The 15,684-nt window shown below is 41.0% G+C and carries 11 protein-coding genes; 8 read left to right on the plus strand and 3 right to left on the minus strand.

All coding sequences use genetic code 11. The annotated features are described in order from the left end of the window. Nucleotides 1-273: 273 nt before the first annotated feature. Nucleotides 274-1,539, minus strand: coding sequence for a glutamate-5-semialdehyde dehydrogenase (locus tag GFH30_RS02140; RefSeq protein WP_153373335.1), 1,266 nt, complete (start codon nucleotides 1,537-1,539; stop codon nucleotides 274-276). 316 nt (nucleotides 1,540-1,855) lie between these two features. Here GFH30_RS02140 and GFH30_RS02145 point away from each other — a divergent pair, with 316 nt between their 5' ends. Further along, nucleotides 1,856-3,193, plus strand: a complete 1,338-nt coding sequence (locus GFH30_RS02145) for an alpha/beta fold hydrolase (RefSeq protein WP_153370680.1) — start codon at nucleotides 1,856-1,858, stop codon at nucleotides 3,191-3,193. A 20-nt stretch (nucleotides 3,194-3,213) separates the two neighbouring features. Here the strand turns inward: GFH30_RS02145 and GFH30_RS02150 are convergent, their stop codons facing one another. Beyond that, nucleotides 3,214-4,080 carry a class I SAM-dependent methyltransferase gene (locus GFH30_RS02150; protein WP_153370681.1) on the minus strand — a complete coding sequence of 289 codons (867 nt, stop codon included), beginning with the start codon at nucleotides 4,078-4,080 and terminating at the stop codon, nucleotides 3,214-3,216. Between the two features lie 105 nt (nucleotides 4,081-4,185). Continuing rightward, nucleotides 4,186-5,208 carry a beta-N-acetylhexosaminidase gene (gene nagZ / locus GFH30_RS02155; RefSeq protein WP_153370682.1) on the minus strand — a complete coding sequence of 341 codons (1,023 nt, stop codon included), beginning with the start codon at nucleotides 5,206-5,208 and terminating at the stop codon, nucleotides 4,186-4,188. Nucleotides 5,209-5,408: 200 nt separating this feature from the next. Here nagZ and GFH30_RS02160 point away from each other — a divergent pair, with 200 nt between their 5' ends. The 7 genes from GFH30_RS02160 to GFH30_RS02190 all read left to right on the plus strand — a co-directional run bounded on the left by GFH30_RS02160 (nucleotide 5,409) and on the right by GFH30_RS02190 (nucleotide 15,592). Continuing rightward, nucleotides 5,409-7,598: a carboxy terminal-processing peptidase gene (locus GFH30_RS02160; protein WP_153370683.1), complete on the plus strand. Its 2,190-nt coding sequence runs from the start codon at nucleotides 5,409-5,411 to the stop codon at nucleotides 7,596-7,598. A 434-nt stretch (nucleotides 7,599-8,032) separates the two neighbouring features. Continuing rightward, nucleotides 8,033-10,090, plus strand: coding sequence for a putative bifunctional diguanylate cyclase/phosphodiesterase (locus GFH30_RS02165; protein WP_153370684.1), 2,058 nt, complete (start codon nucleotides 8,033-8,035; stop codon nucleotides 10,088-10,090). 228 nt (nucleotides 10,091-10,318) lie between these two features. Next, nucleotides 10,319-11,911 carry a peptide chain release factor 3 gene (locus tag GFH30_RS02170; RefSeq protein ID WP_153370685.1) on the plus strand — a complete coding sequence of 531 codons (1,593 nt, stop codon included), beginning with the start codon at nucleotides 10,319-10,321 and terminating at the stop codon, nucleotides 11,909-11,911. Between the two features lie 91 nt (nucleotides 11,912-12,002). Continuing rightward, on the plus strand, nucleotides 12,003-12,821 hold the full coding sequence (locus GFH30_RS02175; RefSeq protein WP_153370686.1) for a hypothetical protein: 819 nt from the start codon (nucleotides 12,003-12,005) through the stop codon (nucleotides 12,819-12,821). Between the two features lie 61 nt (nucleotides 12,822-12,882). Beyond that, entirely contained in the window at nucleotides 12,883-13,830 is a 948-nt protein-coding gene (locus GFH30_RS02180; RefSeq protein WP_153370687.1) for an RsiV family protein, read from the plus strand. Continuing rightward, nucleotides 13,830-14,657, plus strand: coding sequence for a TatD family hydrolase (locus GFH30_RS02185; RefSeq protein WP_153370688.1), 828 nt, complete (start codon nucleotides 13,830-13,832; stop codon nucleotides 14,655-14,657). The genes GFH30_RS02180 and GFH30_RS02185 overlap by 1 nt, the downstream gene beginning before the upstream one ends. Nucleotides 14,658-14,785: 128 nt before the next feature. Continuing rightward, complete coding sequence (locus GFH30_RS02190; RefSeq protein WP_153370689.1) at nucleotides 14,786-15,592, plus strand: enoyl-ACP reductase FabI; 807 nt, start codon at nucleotides 14,786-14,788, stop codon at nucleotides 15,590-15,592. Nucleotides 15,593-15,684: the final 92 nt, after the last annotated feature.

Consider the following 15,684-nt stretch of genomic DNA (forward strand, 5'->3'; position numbering starts at 1 on the left):
GATAGACTTTAGCAGATTAGACTTAAGCACTATCGACCAACGTGACAATAATAACTAAAATTTATCAGCTGATCGTTTTCATTTATAAATAAAATGATGCTGAATATTTAAACGCATTGACCACTTAGAATATTTATAACATGGATCTTTTTTATTCTCTATCCGATCCAAAGCTTGTTGTGAATACAATGACACATTGATACAGATCTCTAGATCTCTTTTATCTGCCGTGATAAAAAAAGCCCTGAAAACAGGGCTTTTTTTATGAGTAAATTATTGGCGAATTTGTCCGTCACCGAACACAATCCATTTTTGTGAGGTTAAACCTTCAAGTCCAACAGGACCACGCGCGTGAATTTTATCGGTAGAAATCCCAATTTCAGCACCTAAACCATACTCAAAACCATCGGCAAAACGCGTCGATGCGTTAATCATTACTGAGCTTGAGTCGACCGCTGCCAAGAATTCACGGGCAAGGCTATAATTTCCAGTAATAATAGAATCCGTATGGTGTGAGCCATATTTATTAATATGCTCAATGGCTTCTTCAATGCCTGAAACAATTTTTACTGCCAAGATTGGACCGAGATATTCTTCATACCAATCTTCTTCAGAGGCAGTGACGACACGGTCACCTAAAATAGCACGCACCTGTGGACAGCCACGTAGTTCAACTTGTTTTTCTGCATACAGTTCAGCAACTAAAGGTAGGAATTCTGCTGCGACTTTTTCATCGACAAGTAAGGTTTCCATCGCATTACACACACCATAACGATGCGTTTTTGCATTCAGCGCAATTGGTAATGCTTTTTGTAGATCGGCTTGCGCTTCCACATAAACATGGCAGTTACCATCCAAATGTTTAATCACTGGCACGCGTGCATCGTTGCTAATACGTTCAATTAAGCTTTTGCCACCGCGTGGCACAATCACGTCCACATATTCGGACATGGTAATCAATTGACCCACAGCAGCACGATCTGCGGTTTGAATCACTTGAACCGCTGCTTGTGGCAAACCTGCAACGCTTAAACCGTGCTGTACCGCAATAGCGATGGCTTTATTCGATTCAATTGCTTCTGAACCACCGCGCAAAATAATGGCATTACCTGATTTTAGCGCAAGTGATGCAGCCTCAATGGTCACGTTCGGACGCGATTCATAAATCATGCCGACGACGCCTAAAGGCACGCGCATTTTACCGAGTTGAATACCTGACGGACGGAATGCCATATCGGTGATTTCACCAATCGGATCTTTCAGGCTAATGACATCTTTTAAGCCGTCTAACATTGCTGCAAAGCGTGCGGGAGTCAGTTCTAAGCGATCAAGCAAGGCACTGTCTAAATTGTTTTGATGTGCTCTTTGCATATCCACTTGGTTTGCAGCCAAAATATCAGCTTGGCTGTTTTGTAAAGCGGTGTAAATCGCTGACAATGCATTATTTTTTATTTCGGTAGACGCGCGAGCCAACACACGAGATGCTTGACGTGCTTGTTGTCCGACCGTTTGCATATATTGTTGAATAGACTCTTGCATGGCGGTTTGATCACTTAGAAATTTCACTTCGATATTAACAGTCTGTGACTCGACAATGAAGTGCAATACAGAAAAATCACAGAGAAGTCAGTCTTTGTAAACATTTTGAAATTGTTTTCTGCTTAAAAGTAGATAAGCGGTTGTATTATCGGTTGCTTGTCAAAACAACCTCTGTATAAAATGAAATAAGCGACATGAAGTCATACCAATAACGATTAGAGAGCAGGACGCATCATCGAGTGAATGAACCTTGATGTATGAAAACGCTAAAAAATTTCTTGCACAATAACAATAAGCAAGGATGGAGGAAAGGAATATGAATTCCATTATCCAAATGGATTACCCAACAAACGATCAAAAACAACATCACGGTTTTTTTGATCTATACGATAGAAACAGCTTCAAACAACCGCCACGCACCACATGGATTGACGGTTGGAAAGTTGAGTATATGGCGATTGCTCGACCAGATACCTTACATCTCACGCCGATGGTGATTATTGGTGGGGCATTCCAAAACTTTAATTCCTATAAATATTGTGTTGAACAACTCTTTGATGCAGGTCCTATTATTCTGATTGATATGCCATCCATGGGCGCCAATCAACAATTGACCAATGCCGACACGGGTATTTCAGCAGGCACACTTGAGCTTGAAGATTTAGCCTCGATGCTTGGGCAATGGATTTCCCAAATGCAACTCCCGAAAGTGTCTGTTTTGGGCATGTCCTTGGGTTCTGTGGTGGCATCTTGTTTAGCAGATGAGCGTCCTGAACTCATTGATCGTATGATTTTAATGGGTGTGATGCAAAAAACCCGTAAGAGTTGGCGCATGCTGCTCGAAGAATCTATCGCGTTAATGAAAGAAGGGCGCATGGATGAGTTTGGTCAAGCGGTTATTTTATATTTGGTCAATCATGCGCGTTTAAAAGAAACCCGCATGTCTCCGACAGCAAAACGTTTGTTCTTTAAGCAAATGGCTGAGTTTTCCATGACGGAGAAAGACCGTTATGAAGTGAACTGTAAACGCTTACTGCGCTTAACCAATGTGCCGATTCCCCAATGTAAAGTCTTGGTTGCTTGTGGACAATACGACAGTTTCACTTTGCCACATGAGAATGCAAATTTCGCATTGCAATGCCCTGACATGCAATACGTACAAATTGCCAATGCTGATCATGTTCCGCAACTACAACGCCGTAAAGAAACCATGCATTTATTTGCAACCTTCTTGCGTGGTAAAGATCTGAACCAAGTTGAGGGTGTGATTCCATTTACTCGTGAAGAAATGCAACAGATCGAACGCCGTGGTGAAGAACGTATTCAGGTGAAAGATGTTCAGCGTTTCTTAAGTCATCGACATTCTGCATTGCAACTTCAAGCCAATATTGTAGATATCAACTTCTTTGGTGTGTTGCTTGACATGAATGAAGGTGATGCAGAGCGGGCAGCAGAATTTCCACGTGACCTCGCTTTACATTTAGAAGATGAGCAGGGCGAGTTTAAAATTGAATGTTTGATCTTTGAACATGACGATCAACAGGTTCGCGCGTTGTTTAAACATGGTAGTTTCGAAATAGCTGAACGCTTAGGTCATTATATTGAACAACAAAAAGCGTTGATCACCGCAGACGCTTTTGATGCTGTCATTTAATTGAGTATAAAAAAACAGCGTCATTTGACGCTGTTTTTTTTCACTGCATGAATCATCCACACCAAATCACCCAAATGTTCTTCTATATCCGTAGAAGATGGATTTGAGTGGTCTTTATTAAAATATTGCTTCGGCTGATTGACTTGAACGCTGTCAAAGCCCGCATGTTGAAAAAAGTTGGTTAATTGTTGCGGTGATTGAAAATGGAAAGTAAAAGCACTGCGCGACATAAATTTCAATAATTTACTACAGGTCCAAATAAAATTCGCAAGGCGATTTCTGACAGGCTCAGGATAGATATCACTTAAATAATGCACTTCAGCAAAGTTTTCACTGTACTGTGTTATGCCTTTTAATAGGGTGTGTAGCATATCTTGGTTGAAATAATTGATCAGACCTTCACTGATCACCACCAAAGGCTTATTCGGATTGAATACAGAAAAAACCTGTGCCAATTCCGCTGTAAAAATATCAGCTGTTAATACCTCAGGTGCAGAGGCATCAATCATTTTTAATGCGGCTGTTTTGGTTTTTGCCATATCGGGCAGATCTAATTCACGATAATTGAGATCAGGATGTTTTTGTCTGAAATTCCAACTGCGCGGTGAGAGACCACTGGCAATCTCTAACACTTGAATATCAGGGTGTTGCTGAATTAATGTAGATAAATGATCATCGATCATTTGATGGCGTTGTTTTAGGGTGGTGCGCATACTACCACCGACATTTTTCTCCGCCCATGACTCTAGTGGATGCACCAGTTTTGCCAAAAACTTACCTTTCGAGGTAGCAAATACGGGATGTGAAATGCCCATTTTGTACCAAATATAACCGGTATAATGTGCAGTAAAAGATATATGGCGATGCTCTGAAAGGGGTTGTGTCATGTCATCCTGACCTTATTTTTATTGTGTCGATTGTATAAAAATACATCTTAATCAAAAAGGAACACCTTGTCGTGTTCCTTTTTTAAATTCGGCTTATTTTAAGGATCAATTCGTCTGATTTTTAAAGGCAGAAACTTCATCCACAATGTGACGCCACTCATCACCTAAGTCTAAAATCTCGTTGATTTGAATGTTTGGAATATTGCCGCGCATCCGTTCAAGACGCTGTTGATTCGGTAGTGGTAAATCTGCAATACCTTCAAGTGCCACACATTGTGCAGCTCGGTCATTACAGACTAAGCCCATGTCGCAACCAGCTTTAAGCGCAGCTTGAATACGCGCATCTGCGCCACCCGCGACACATGCGGCTTGCATGCTTAAGTCATCTGAGAATAAAACGCCGTCAAAGCCCAGTTCTTGACGAAGTATTTTTTGAATCCAAAATTCTGAGAAACCTGCAGGGTTCGGATCGACTTGATCGTAAATGACATGCGCTGGCATGAGAGCATCAAGCTGTGGTTGAAGTTGTACAAAGCTTTGCATGTCTTTTTGACGAATTTCATCTAAAGAGCGCGAATCAATAGCAGCTGCGACATGGGAATCGGCTTTAACCGAGCCGTGACCCGGGAAATGTTTCCCTGTTGAGGCCATACCTGCGCGTTTCATCCCGCTTAAAAAGGCACTTGCGAGTGGAATAATGTCGTCCATATTTTTAGCAAAACTACGATCGCCAATTACATCGCTGACATCATTTAAGTCCAAAACAGGCGCAAAGCTAAAGTCGATGCCGACAGCAAGCACTTCAGTTGCCATCAGCCAACCGCATTTTTCAGCTAACTCAAGCGCACGCTTCGATTCAGTTGTATATAGTTCGCCAAAACGTCCCATCGCAGGGAGTAAGGTGAAACCTGTTTTTAAGCGTTGTACCCGTCCACCTTCTTGATCGACTGCGATTAAAATATCAGGTCGAAGTTGGCGCATATGATCGGTTAAGGCACGTACTTGGGCAGGTGATTCAATATTTCGAGCAAATAAAATCACGCCACCGACTTGCGGAGCGGACAAGAGTTGAATATCTTCTTGAGTCAGTGTTGTGCCAGCGATGTCGAGCATCAATGCGCCAATCATATGCGGAATCCGAGTTTAAATTTTTCAGCAAAAACAATACCTGAATTTCGCAATGATTTGCTACACTTTATTAGCACAGAATATGATAAAACTACACGATATAAACATATTAAGTTGTTTAAGATATTGAATCCTTTCAATTCTGATCGAAAAACAACACAGTTAAATTGGTTTAGAGACCAAGGACGTACGAATTATTTATGAAACTTCAAACGATAGCTTGTGCAGTTGCGCTTGCAACTGGCGGATTGTTCTTTACCCATATCGTCAATGATGCCATCGCAGCAGAAAAAGCGGCTGTGGTCAGCACCACGATTCAGCCATCAAAAGAACAAGCCTTAGTTTCTCGTCAGTTGGCAACGTTGGTCGATCGTCAGCATTATTTAAATCAACGCTTAGATGCAGCGACTTCACAACGTATTTTCGATTTTTATATTGACAGTCTAGATCCTGAACATAGCCTATTTTTAGCGCCTGAGCTTGAAAGTTATAAAAAGCGCTTTGCTGCTAATTTTGGTGCGAATCTAAAAGCAGGTGATTTATCAGGGTCGTTTGAGATTCATGCGCAATATCGTGATCGCTTGAAACAGTTCTACAGCTATATGTTGGCTGAGTTGAAAAAACCGCAGAATTTGAATCAACCGAATGTCTATATTGATACGGATCGTGAAAAGGCAGCATTCTTTAAAACCAGTGAAGAACAGCGGTCACATTGGAATAAAATGTTGGTCTCTCAGCTGATTAATCTTACGATTAGTAAAGAAGAAGAAGCAGCGAAACAAAAAGCCTTGAAGGACAATCCTGAGCTTGCCAATGGTCAAGATTTGGCAGGGCCAGAAGATTTAACCCCAGCACAGACCTTAACCAAGCGTTATACCCGTCAATTGGAACGTTTAAGTCGAATTAAGAGCGATGATGTTTTAGACAAAACATTAAATGCAATGATGCTGACCTATGATCCACATAGTAACTATTTCCCACCTGTTGATGCGATGGAGCTGAATCGTCAAACGACCTTACAGCTAGAAGGCATTGGTGTATCTATTCGTCCTGAACGTGGCAATGAAGATTACACCAAGATTGAAACCATTGTTGAAGGTGGGCCTGCGAGTAAAACAGGTCAAGTGAAATCAGGTGATCGCATTATTGGTGTGGCACAAGATGGCGACAAAATGGTCGACGTGATTGGTTGGCCAAGCAATGAAATTGTCGGCTTAATCCGTGGTAAGCGTGGCACTAAAGTGACTGTTCGTCTTTTAGGTGCGGGTGCTGCAATCGGCCAAGCACGCAACGTCACTATTACTCGTGATGTGATTCAAGAAGAAGACGCGGGTGTACGTACCCGTACCGTTGACATTGAACGTGATGGTCAAAAATATAAATATGGTGTGATTGAAATTCCATCGTTCTATTTAAACTATCGTGCGCGTCGTGCAGGTACGGATTATCGTTCAGTGTCTGAAGATACCAACAAAGCATTGAAAGATTTATCTGCGCAAAATGTCGCGGGGATTATTGTCGATTTACGCAATAACCCAGGGGGTTCACTTGAAGAAGTCGCGCGTATGCTTGGGCAAGTGATTAAATCAGGACCTGTGGTACAAATTCGTGACGGCAATGGTAATGTTAGTGTCTTTGAAGATGATGATGGTGGCGCGCAAACCTATGCGGGTCCATTGGCGGTCATGATTAACCTCGCTTCAGCATCAGCAAGTGAGATTTATTCGGCTGCAATTCAAGATTATGAACGCGGTATCGTGATTGGTAGCACTACAACGGGTAAAGGTACAGCCCAAGTGCAACTCGATTCATTGGCGTATGGTCAAGCCACTTTAACCCAACGTAAATTCTACCGTGTGACGGGTGGCAGTACCCAAAATAAAGGCGTGATTCCAGACATTAAACTTGTTGATATTTACAATGAAGAGTTTGGTGAGCGTAAAGCCAAGAATGCTTTGAAGTGGGATACCATTCCAACCGCACCGTTTAAACGTGAAGGTGAGATTCAAAAATACGTACCGGATTTGATTAAATCATCAACAATGCGTGTAACGCTTGATCCACAGTTTAAATATTTGGAACAGCGCAAAAGTTTAGTCAAAAAAGCTGATGAAAAGAAACGTGTGGTTTTAGACTTAAATCAACGTAAAGCTGAATTGCTTGAGATTGAGAAGAAAACCCTTGAAGCCGAAAATGCACGTCGTCAAGCGACAGGCTTGAAACCGTATTCAAATTGGGAAAGTTATCAAGCATCGATGGACGCATTGATTGAATCACGCGCGAAAATGAAAGTGAAAGATCGTCCCGCATTACCAGAGGAAGAAGTGTTTGTAAAAGAGGCAGCGAATGTGCTGTTGGATTATACAAATCTTCAAACTAAGTCAAAATAATCATCTAATTAGTTTTACTTTTAAAAAATCAGTCTACTTCGATAGGCTGATTTTTTATTATTTGTTTTATAACCGTAAATAAATCTTTATTTGTTCTTAAGGAAAGTGTTACCCACGTAGTACATCACACTAAACATGTGATCTACATCGAAGAATTGCGCATAACTGACAATTATTATGATTTGCTAAAATTTCAAAGATTCATAATATATAACAAGAAGATTGTACTTTTACTGAATGGCTTATAAATAGATGCCATAAGCGTTCAAGATAACTTCCTTTGGGTGTTTCAAAACGATTAATGCATAAATTGAAAGGTTAAGTAACATTCAAAATTTGAGAAAGTGGCGACCTAAAAAGGACATGCTGGATACAGCAATAAAGCAGGATCAGTGCGGTTGGAATGAAAGTCAAAACCTATACGGAACATATTTATGATTCATATCCACTATGATGTCGGTTGGGTGATAGGTTCAATTGTTGTTGCTTTGGTCGCTTGCTTTTTTGCAGTTTCCATCGAGCAAATGTTGTTCCGAGGTAATCGCCCCAAGTATGAAAAACTCATCTTGGTCATGAGTGGTGCCGTTTTAGGGCTTGCCATTTGGTGTATGCATTTTGTGGGCATGACCGCAAGTCATATGCCGACTGAATACCGGTTTGATGTGGGCTTAACGTTTACTTCTTATATTATTGCTTTTATTGCATCGACATTTGCTATTTGGTTAACCACACGTTCGACTTTGCCTTTTGCACGCCTTGTTCTAGGTGCGGTTTTAATGGGGCTTGGCATTTCGGGCATGCATTACACCGGCATGATGGGACTCATCATGCAAGATCATGTTGTTAGCTATGATCCCATTATTACCACATGTTCAATTCTGATCGCGATTAGCGGGGCAGGTCTGACCTTTTGGATGGCATTTAAAAATCGCAATCTGATTAGGCATGCCCTGACGGTGAGAATGGTTGTGGCATTAATGCTGACGTTGACCATTGCTGGTATGCACTATACCGGTATGGCAGCCATGCAATTCCAAGCCCTTGATCTTACACATGGGGTTTCACATACGGCAGGGAGTGATTTACTCTTTGCCGTAATTTTTATTAGCTGTCTTATTTTAGTCGCGGCCTTTAGTGTGGCTGTGCTTGAGCAGCGCTTAGAGCATCGCAATCGGCAGTTATCTAAAGCCAATAAAGAACTCGCTAATCTTGCTGTACAAGATAATCTCACCAAGTTGCCAAATCGCTTATATCTTGCAGAATACGCCCATTTTTTATTCGCAGATCATCGTTATAATCAAAATGAAATCGCATTTTTATATATTGATTTAGACCGATTTAAAGCGGTCAATGATGTCTTCGGGCATCATGTGGGAGATCAGCTCCTGATTCAGCTTGCTAACCGTATCCATGGCTTACTGAATGATGATTCGAAGTTACTGCGTATTGGTGGAGATGAATTTTTAATGGTGCTTGAAAAGGCATCTATTGAAAAAGCATCAGAACAGGCAGAAAAGATCTTGGAGATGATCCAAGAGGGTTTTTTAATCGCAGGAAAATCGATTAATATTTCTGGCAGTATTGGTATTGCCATGTATCCAGAACATGGCAGTAATGTGCAAGATTTAATGATTAATGCGGATGCCGCCATGCTGACCTCAAAGCATCAAGGGCGTAATACTTATTCAGTGTTTAACTTTACTGAAGATCAGCATGAGTCTAAAAGCCAAACCAAACTCATTAATGATTTATATAAAGCCGTGGAAGAACAACAATTTGTATTGTTCTATCAGCCAAAATTCTTAACTAAAAGTTTACAAAATTGTGGTGTGGAAGCACTGATTCGCTGGCGTCATCCGCTGTTAGGTTTACTCACGCCCAATATGTTTATTCGCGGTGCTGAAAAAACCGGTCTGATTATTCAAATGGGTTATTGGGCACTTGAACAAGCGTGTAAACAGATTCAAATTTGGGAGCGAGAAGGCGATGGTCTGTTCCCAATTGCGGTCAATTTATCTGCAGTCCAGTTTGAACATAAGCATCTATTTAAAATCCTTGAAGATTTATTCGAGAAATACAAAATTGATCCGCAGCATTTAATGATTGAAATTACTGAATCGACGGCCATGCATCATATCGATTCAAGTGTTAAAACGCTGCAACGTTTACGAAGTATGGGTATTCAATTGGCGATTGATGACTTTGGAACAGGTCATTCGAGCTTCTTGTATTTAAAGAATTTACCTGTTGATGAACTCAAAATTGATAAAGAATTTATTGATGATTTAACTGTGGGTTCTAAAGAAGAAATGATTTTAGAAAGTATCATTCATCTTGCGATTAAACTTGGTCTTAAAGTCACCGCTGAAGGCGTTGAAACGCAGTTACAAGCCGATATTCTTACCCGTTTAGGCTGTCAGCAATTACAAGGATTTTTACTTGCACGTCCAATGCCAGTCGAACAGTTAGCAGAAAAACAACTGGTTTCTTAATTGAAGCACGATAAAAAAACACAGGATCATCCTGTGTTTTTTTATGCATAAATATGACCTAATCACTGCTTAAAACGAGTAATTTATACAGGATGAAGTGATCTTTCCCTCTAAAATCTGGCATACCGATCTCTACATAATCAAACGCATATTTCTGCTACAATATCGCCAATTTTTAATATTGATCAATTTGATCTTTAGCACTGCGTGTCGCAGTAGGTAATTTGCATGAGTTTTAAAGATGAGTTAGCGGCGCAGGTCGCTCAGCGACGTACATTCGCCATTATTTCCCACCCCGATGCTGGTAAAACCACAATGACAGAAAAACTGTTGTTATGGGGGCAAGCGATTCAGGTTGCCGGCATGGTAAAAAGCCGTAAATCCGATCGTGCAGCCACTTCGGATTGGATGGAAATGGAAAAAGAGCGTGGGATCTCGATTACTACGTCGGTCATGCAGTTCCCGTTTAAAGATCACATGATCAACTTACTTGATACCCCGGGACATGAAGATTTCTCGGAAGATACTTATCGCACATTGACGGCTGTCGATTCGGCCTTAATGGTGATTGATGGTGCAAAAGGTGTCGAAGATCGAACCATTAAATTGATGGAAGTGTGTCGTATGCGCGATACACCGATTATCTCTTTCGTGAACAAAATGGACCGCGAAATCCGTGATCCACTAGAACTGCTCAGTGAAATTGAAAGCGTTCTCAAAATTCAATGTGTGCCGATTACATGGCCACTCGGTACAGGTCGTGACTTTGCGGGTGTATATAACCTGATCGAAGAAAAGCTTTATGTTTATAAAGCAGGTTTTGGTTCAACCATTACTGATATTGAAATTCGTGACGGCTACGACTATCCAGATATTCGTGAAAAAGTTGGCGATTTAGCTTTTGCTGCCTTTGAAGAATCGCTGGAATTGGTACAAATGGCCAATGAACCGATTGACCGTGAGCTTTTCCTTGCAGGTAAACAGACCCCAGTTTTATTTGGTACTGCACTCGGTAACTTTGGTGTCGATCATGTACTTGATACTTTTGTTGAATATGCGCCAAAACCTAAAGCACATCCAACCGCAGATCGTAAAGTTGAAGCAACCGAAGAAGGCTTTACCGGGTTTGTCTTTAAAATCCAAGCCAATATGGATCCGAAACACCGTGACCGTATCGCCTTTATGCGGATTTGTTCAGGTAAATATGAACGTGGCTTAAAAATGAAACACGTACGTCTAGATAAAGATGTGCGTATTAGTGATGCCTTAACCTTCTTAGCAGGCGATCGTCAGCATTTAGAAGAAGCATGGCCGGGTGATATTATTGGTTTGCATAACCACGGTACCATTCAAATTGGTGATACCTTCACCTCAGGTGAAAAACTGAATTTCACGGGTATTCCGCACTTTGCGCCAGAAATGTTCCGCCGTGTACGTTTAAAAGATCCACTCAAATCGAAACAATTGCAAAAAGGCTTGAAAGAACTTTCTGAAGAAGGCGCAACGCAAGTATTTATGCCGCAGCACAACAACGATTTGATTGTTGGTGCGGTTGGTGTGCTTCAGTTTGAAGTGGTTGCATATCGCTTGAAAGAAGAATACAAAGTCGATTGCGTGTATGAGCCAGTGAGCATTAATACAGTTCGTTGGGTGTCATGTGATGATGAGAAAAAATTCAACGAATTTAAGAAAAAAGCGCATGACCAATTGTCTGTCGACGGTGGTGGTCATCTGACTTATCTTGCGCCAAGCCGTGTCAACTTACAGCTCATGCAAGAACGTTATCCTGATATAGTGTTCCGTAGTACACGTGAACACTAAGTTCAAAATAAAATAAATATAAAACAGCTTCTCAGGAGGCTGTTTTATTTTGTGCTACATTTAAACCATGAATAAAACAGTGCAGTGGATTATGAAGCAGAATAGGGATGTTATTGTTGTTTCACTCTTGAGCTTGGCTTTAATGGCGTGTGATTCAAAAAAGCCTGAAGCTCCTGAAAAAGCAGATGTACAACCACCTGAAGTGGTGGTCGAAAAAGCGGATGTGCTGCCCTATTTAAATATTCAGGAACAGCCTGCAAAAATAGCTTTGCCATTTTGTGAACGTAAAAACTGTATTGATATCGATATTCAAACCTTAAACACGGTCGATCCATGGATGAATACATGGATTGCTAAGCAGCAAGCGTTGGTCATTCAAGATCAAATTGGCTTAAAGCAAGACATGACTTTGCAGCAAGCGGTGAATGCATTTGTGAAAAAGTCGGATGCTTGGCAAGCAGAGCTTAAAATCAATAAAGCCTATACATTATCGTTATATACGCGCATTCCATACCAGCGCAATGAATTTGTACTCATGCAAATTGGCGTGGATACCGAGCAAGAGGGCGTCAGTGTTAAAGACCGTTATTACTTTTATGTGGCTGATCGTCGTTCGCAAAAAAATCTGAAAATTTTGGACGTTGTAGATGCAAAACAACAAGTAAATATGGATAACATCGTTCAAGATGCCTACAAAAAATGGCTGAAAGACAACACAAAAGATGTGCAGCAACAAGCGCCTCAAAAGCTCTATTGGGGACAAGCAGACTGGTTCTTTGATCAGCAGGGCATTGGCTTACATTACCGTGGTGATGCGATTGTCAAAGAGGCGAAACAATTAGACATCTACTTAAGCAAAGAACAAACACAACAGGTCTTGAAAGCAGATGTGTATCAGCATATGTTTTAATTTTTAAGATTCTGACTCACGCTGAGCGGAATCAAATGCAATAATGTCAAAAGGTTATTCAATGCCAAAATATAAGAATGTGTTATGTCTATCTGTGTTGGCATCTGCGGTCATGTTAAGTGCCTGTCAACCCAAAGAAGCTGAACCGAAAGATAAGCAAGTCACTGAAACTGCTCAAATTGCAGAGCAGCAGCTTAAACTGATTGGCGAAAATGAAAAACTAAAACTGAATGTACCTGATTGCGATGGTAAAGATTGTCCAGAGATCAACATCGAACGTCTAAGCAGCAACCAAGCATTTATTGATACATTCATAGATCAAAAAATTCTAGAAGTGGTTAAAGGTGTACTTTCACCTGAAGCGATTGAACCTGCTCAAGTTAAGCTAGATGAGAACGATCAGCCTGCCTCTGAAGCAAGCCTTGCCAAGGTTGAAACGCCAAAACAAATCTTAGAAAAGCAAATGCTGCCGCATATGCAAGGGTTCTTAAACTTAGATAAAGAACTCAAAACCTTAAATGCCAGTCATAGTATTAGTATGATGGTAAAGCCGAAGATCTTAAATTCGAGTGATCCATTGGCGACAGTTGTTTTGAATAGCAGTAGCTATTTAGGTGGTGCGCATGGTTCATCGGCTCAGACTTTTTACAATTTCGACTTAGATAAAAAGCAGCAGGTGAAGTTGGATGATCTTATCGTCGCCAAACAAAAAGCTAAGCTTGAACAGCAAGCGCATGAGGTCTTTAAAGTTTGGGTGACAGACTCTAAGTTAGCAACGAATGTTGCCGAATATGAACAAGCATGGCCTTTTAGCCTGACGGATAACTTCTATTTATCTAAACAAGGTTTGGTCTTGCAATATGCTGAATATGAGATTGGACCGTATGTGGTCGGATTACCCAAATTGGTCATTCCGTATGAGCAATTACAAGGTGTATTAAAAGCACAATATTTGCCTCAAGCTGAACAAGCAGCTTCAGAGGCAAAACCAAGTACTCAAGCCCATTAATGCCTTTTAAACTATTTGATACCCATACCCATTTTGATGTTCCCGATTTTGATCATGATCGGGAACAGCTTGCCTATGCTGCAAAAGAAGCAGGGGTCGAGGGTTTAGTATTGATTGGTTTTTTACAGCATAGATTTAACGATTTAGTTAAAACGCATCATTTTTTGAATCAATTAACAGATGCTCCAAAAAGCTATTTAGCGCCGGGTTTACATCCATTTTATATTGAAGATCATCAGCCTGAACATTTGGCTCATTTAGAGCAACTGTTGCAAACGGAGCCTTGCATTGCGATTGGTGAAATTGGTTTAGATACCTTTCTCAAACAGCATAAACAGCCTGAGATTTTACAAAAGCAAAAACAGTATTTTGCTGCGCAAATTGACCTTGCTAAACAGTTTGATAAGCCGATTTTGCTGCATATTCGTAAATCGCATGCTGATGTTTTAAAAATGTTAAAAGACCAAAAGTTTCCACATGGCGGTATTGCACATGCTTTTGGGGGCGGAGTAGAGGAAGCCAAAGCTTTTATTAAACTTGGTTTTAAGATTGGCATTACCGGTCAAATCACCAATCCTAATGCACGTAAACTACATGAAGTAGTACAACGTGTAGGCAGAGAGCATTTGGTTTTAGAAACCGATTGTCCAGACATGACGCCACTATGCTGTCAGTCTTCGACAGCGCATCGCACGCGAAATACACCGGTCAATTTGCCTTATGTCTTGGATGGTTTGGCAAAAAGTTTATCCATAGATCAAGCACAATTGGCAGAGCAACTTTGGCATAACACATTACAAGCATTAAAGCTTGATTCAGCAGATTAAACTTTCCAATATTGATCTGTGAGCTGTTTTAGCAATTGATCGAACATGAAAAAAAAGATGCATTATGCAATTTCTAAAATGCGCTAGACTTGGCATCATGCATCTATATTATTTTGAGTGAGATTCACATGGCACAAGGACTTTTGGCGGGTAAACGCTTTTTGATCGCAGGTATTGCAAGTAAATTATCCATTGCTTTTGGTATTGCTCAAGCTTTACATCGCGAAGGTGCGGAACTCGCTTTTACCTATCCCAATGAGAAACTAAAAAAACGTGTCGATGATTTTGCTGCACAATTTGGTTCTGAATTGGTCTTTCCGTGTGATGTCGCTGTAGATGCTGAAATTGACCAAGCATTTGTTGAACTGGCAAAACATTGGGATGGTTTAGATGGCGTGGTGCATTCGATTGGATTTGCACCAGCACATACACTTGATGGCGACTTTACTGATATTACCGACCGTGACGGCTTTAAAATTGCCCATGACATTAGTGCATATAGCTTTATTGCGATGGCACGTGCGGCAAAACCGTTATTGGCTGCACGCCAAGGCTGTTTATTAACGCTAACTTATCAAGGTTCTGAGCGTGTAATGCCGAACTACAACGTGATGGGTATGGCAAAAGCATCATTAGAAGCAGGCGTGCGTTATTTGGCATCGAGCTTGGGTGCAGAAGGCATTCGTGTCAATGCGATCTCTGCGGGTCCAATTCGTACACTTGCGGCATCAGGTATTAAGTCATTCCGTAAGATGCTTGATCTAAATGAAAAAGTTGCGCCATTAAAACGTAATGTGACGATTGAAGATGTGGGTAATGCTGCATTATTCCTTTGCTCGCCATGGGCTTCAGGCATTACTGGTGAAATTCTATATGTAGATGCCGGCTTTAATACTGTCGGTATGAGTGCTGAATTGATGTTGGATGCTGAATAAGCCTTGTGAAGTCCCCCTTTAATAAAGGGGGATTTAGGGGGATTAACACTTTATAATCTCCCCAGACCCCTCTTTAAAAAAGAGGGGCTTTG

The sequence above is a fragment of the Acinetobacter wanghuae genome (assembly GCF_009557235.1).
GTDB classification, from domain to species: domain Bacteria; phylum Pseudomonadota; class Gammaproteobacteria; order Pseudomonadales; family Moraxellaceae; genus Acinetobacter; species Acinetobacter wanghuae.

Excerpts from the sequence above, each read along its gene's own strand:
- GFH30_RS02140 (WP_153373335.1), bottom strand. The coding sequence starts at position 1,539 with ATGCAAGAGTCTATTCAACAATATATGCAAACGGTCGGACAACAAGCA.
- GFH30_RS02145 (WP_153370680.1), top strand. The coding sequence starts at position 1,856 with ATGAATTCCATTATCCAAATGGATTACCCAACAAACGATCAAAAACAA.
- GFH30_RS02150 (WP_153370681.1), bottom strand. The coding sequence starts at position 4,080 with ATGACACAACCCCTTTCAGAGCATCGCCATATATCTTTTACTGCACAT.
- nagZ (WP_153370682.1), bottom strand. The coding sequence starts at position 5,208 with ATGATTGGCGCATTGATGCTCGACATCGCTGGCACAACACTGACTCAA.
- GFH30_RS02160 (WP_153370683.1), top strand. The coding sequence starts at position 5,409 with ATGAAACTTCAAACGATAGCTTGTGCAGTTGCGCTTGCAACTGGCGGA.
- GFH30_RS02165 (WP_153370684.1), top strand. The coding sequence starts at position 8,033 with ATGATTCATATCCACTATGATGTCGGTTGGGTGATAGGTTCAATTGTT.
- GFH30_RS02170 (WP_153370685.1), top strand. The coding sequence starts at position 10,319 with ATGAGTTTTAAAGATGAGTTAGCGGCGCAGGTCGCTCAGCGACGTACA.
- GFH30_RS02175 (WP_153370686.1), top strand. The coding sequence starts at position 12,003 with ATGAAGCAGAATAGGGATGTTATTGTTGTTTCACTCTTGAGCTTGGCT.
- GFH30_RS02180 (WP_153370687.1), top strand. The coding sequence starts at position 12,883 with ATGCCAAAATATAAGAATGTGTTATGTCTATCTGTGTTGGCATCTGCG.
- GFH30_RS02185 (WP_153370688.1), top strand. The coding sequence starts at position 13,830 with ATGCCTTTTAAACTATTTGATACCCATACCCATTTTGATGTTCCCGAT.
- GFH30_RS02190 (WP_153370689.1), top strand. The coding sequence starts at position 14,786 with ATGGCACAAGGACTTTTGGCGGGTAAACGCTTTTTGATCGCAGGTATT.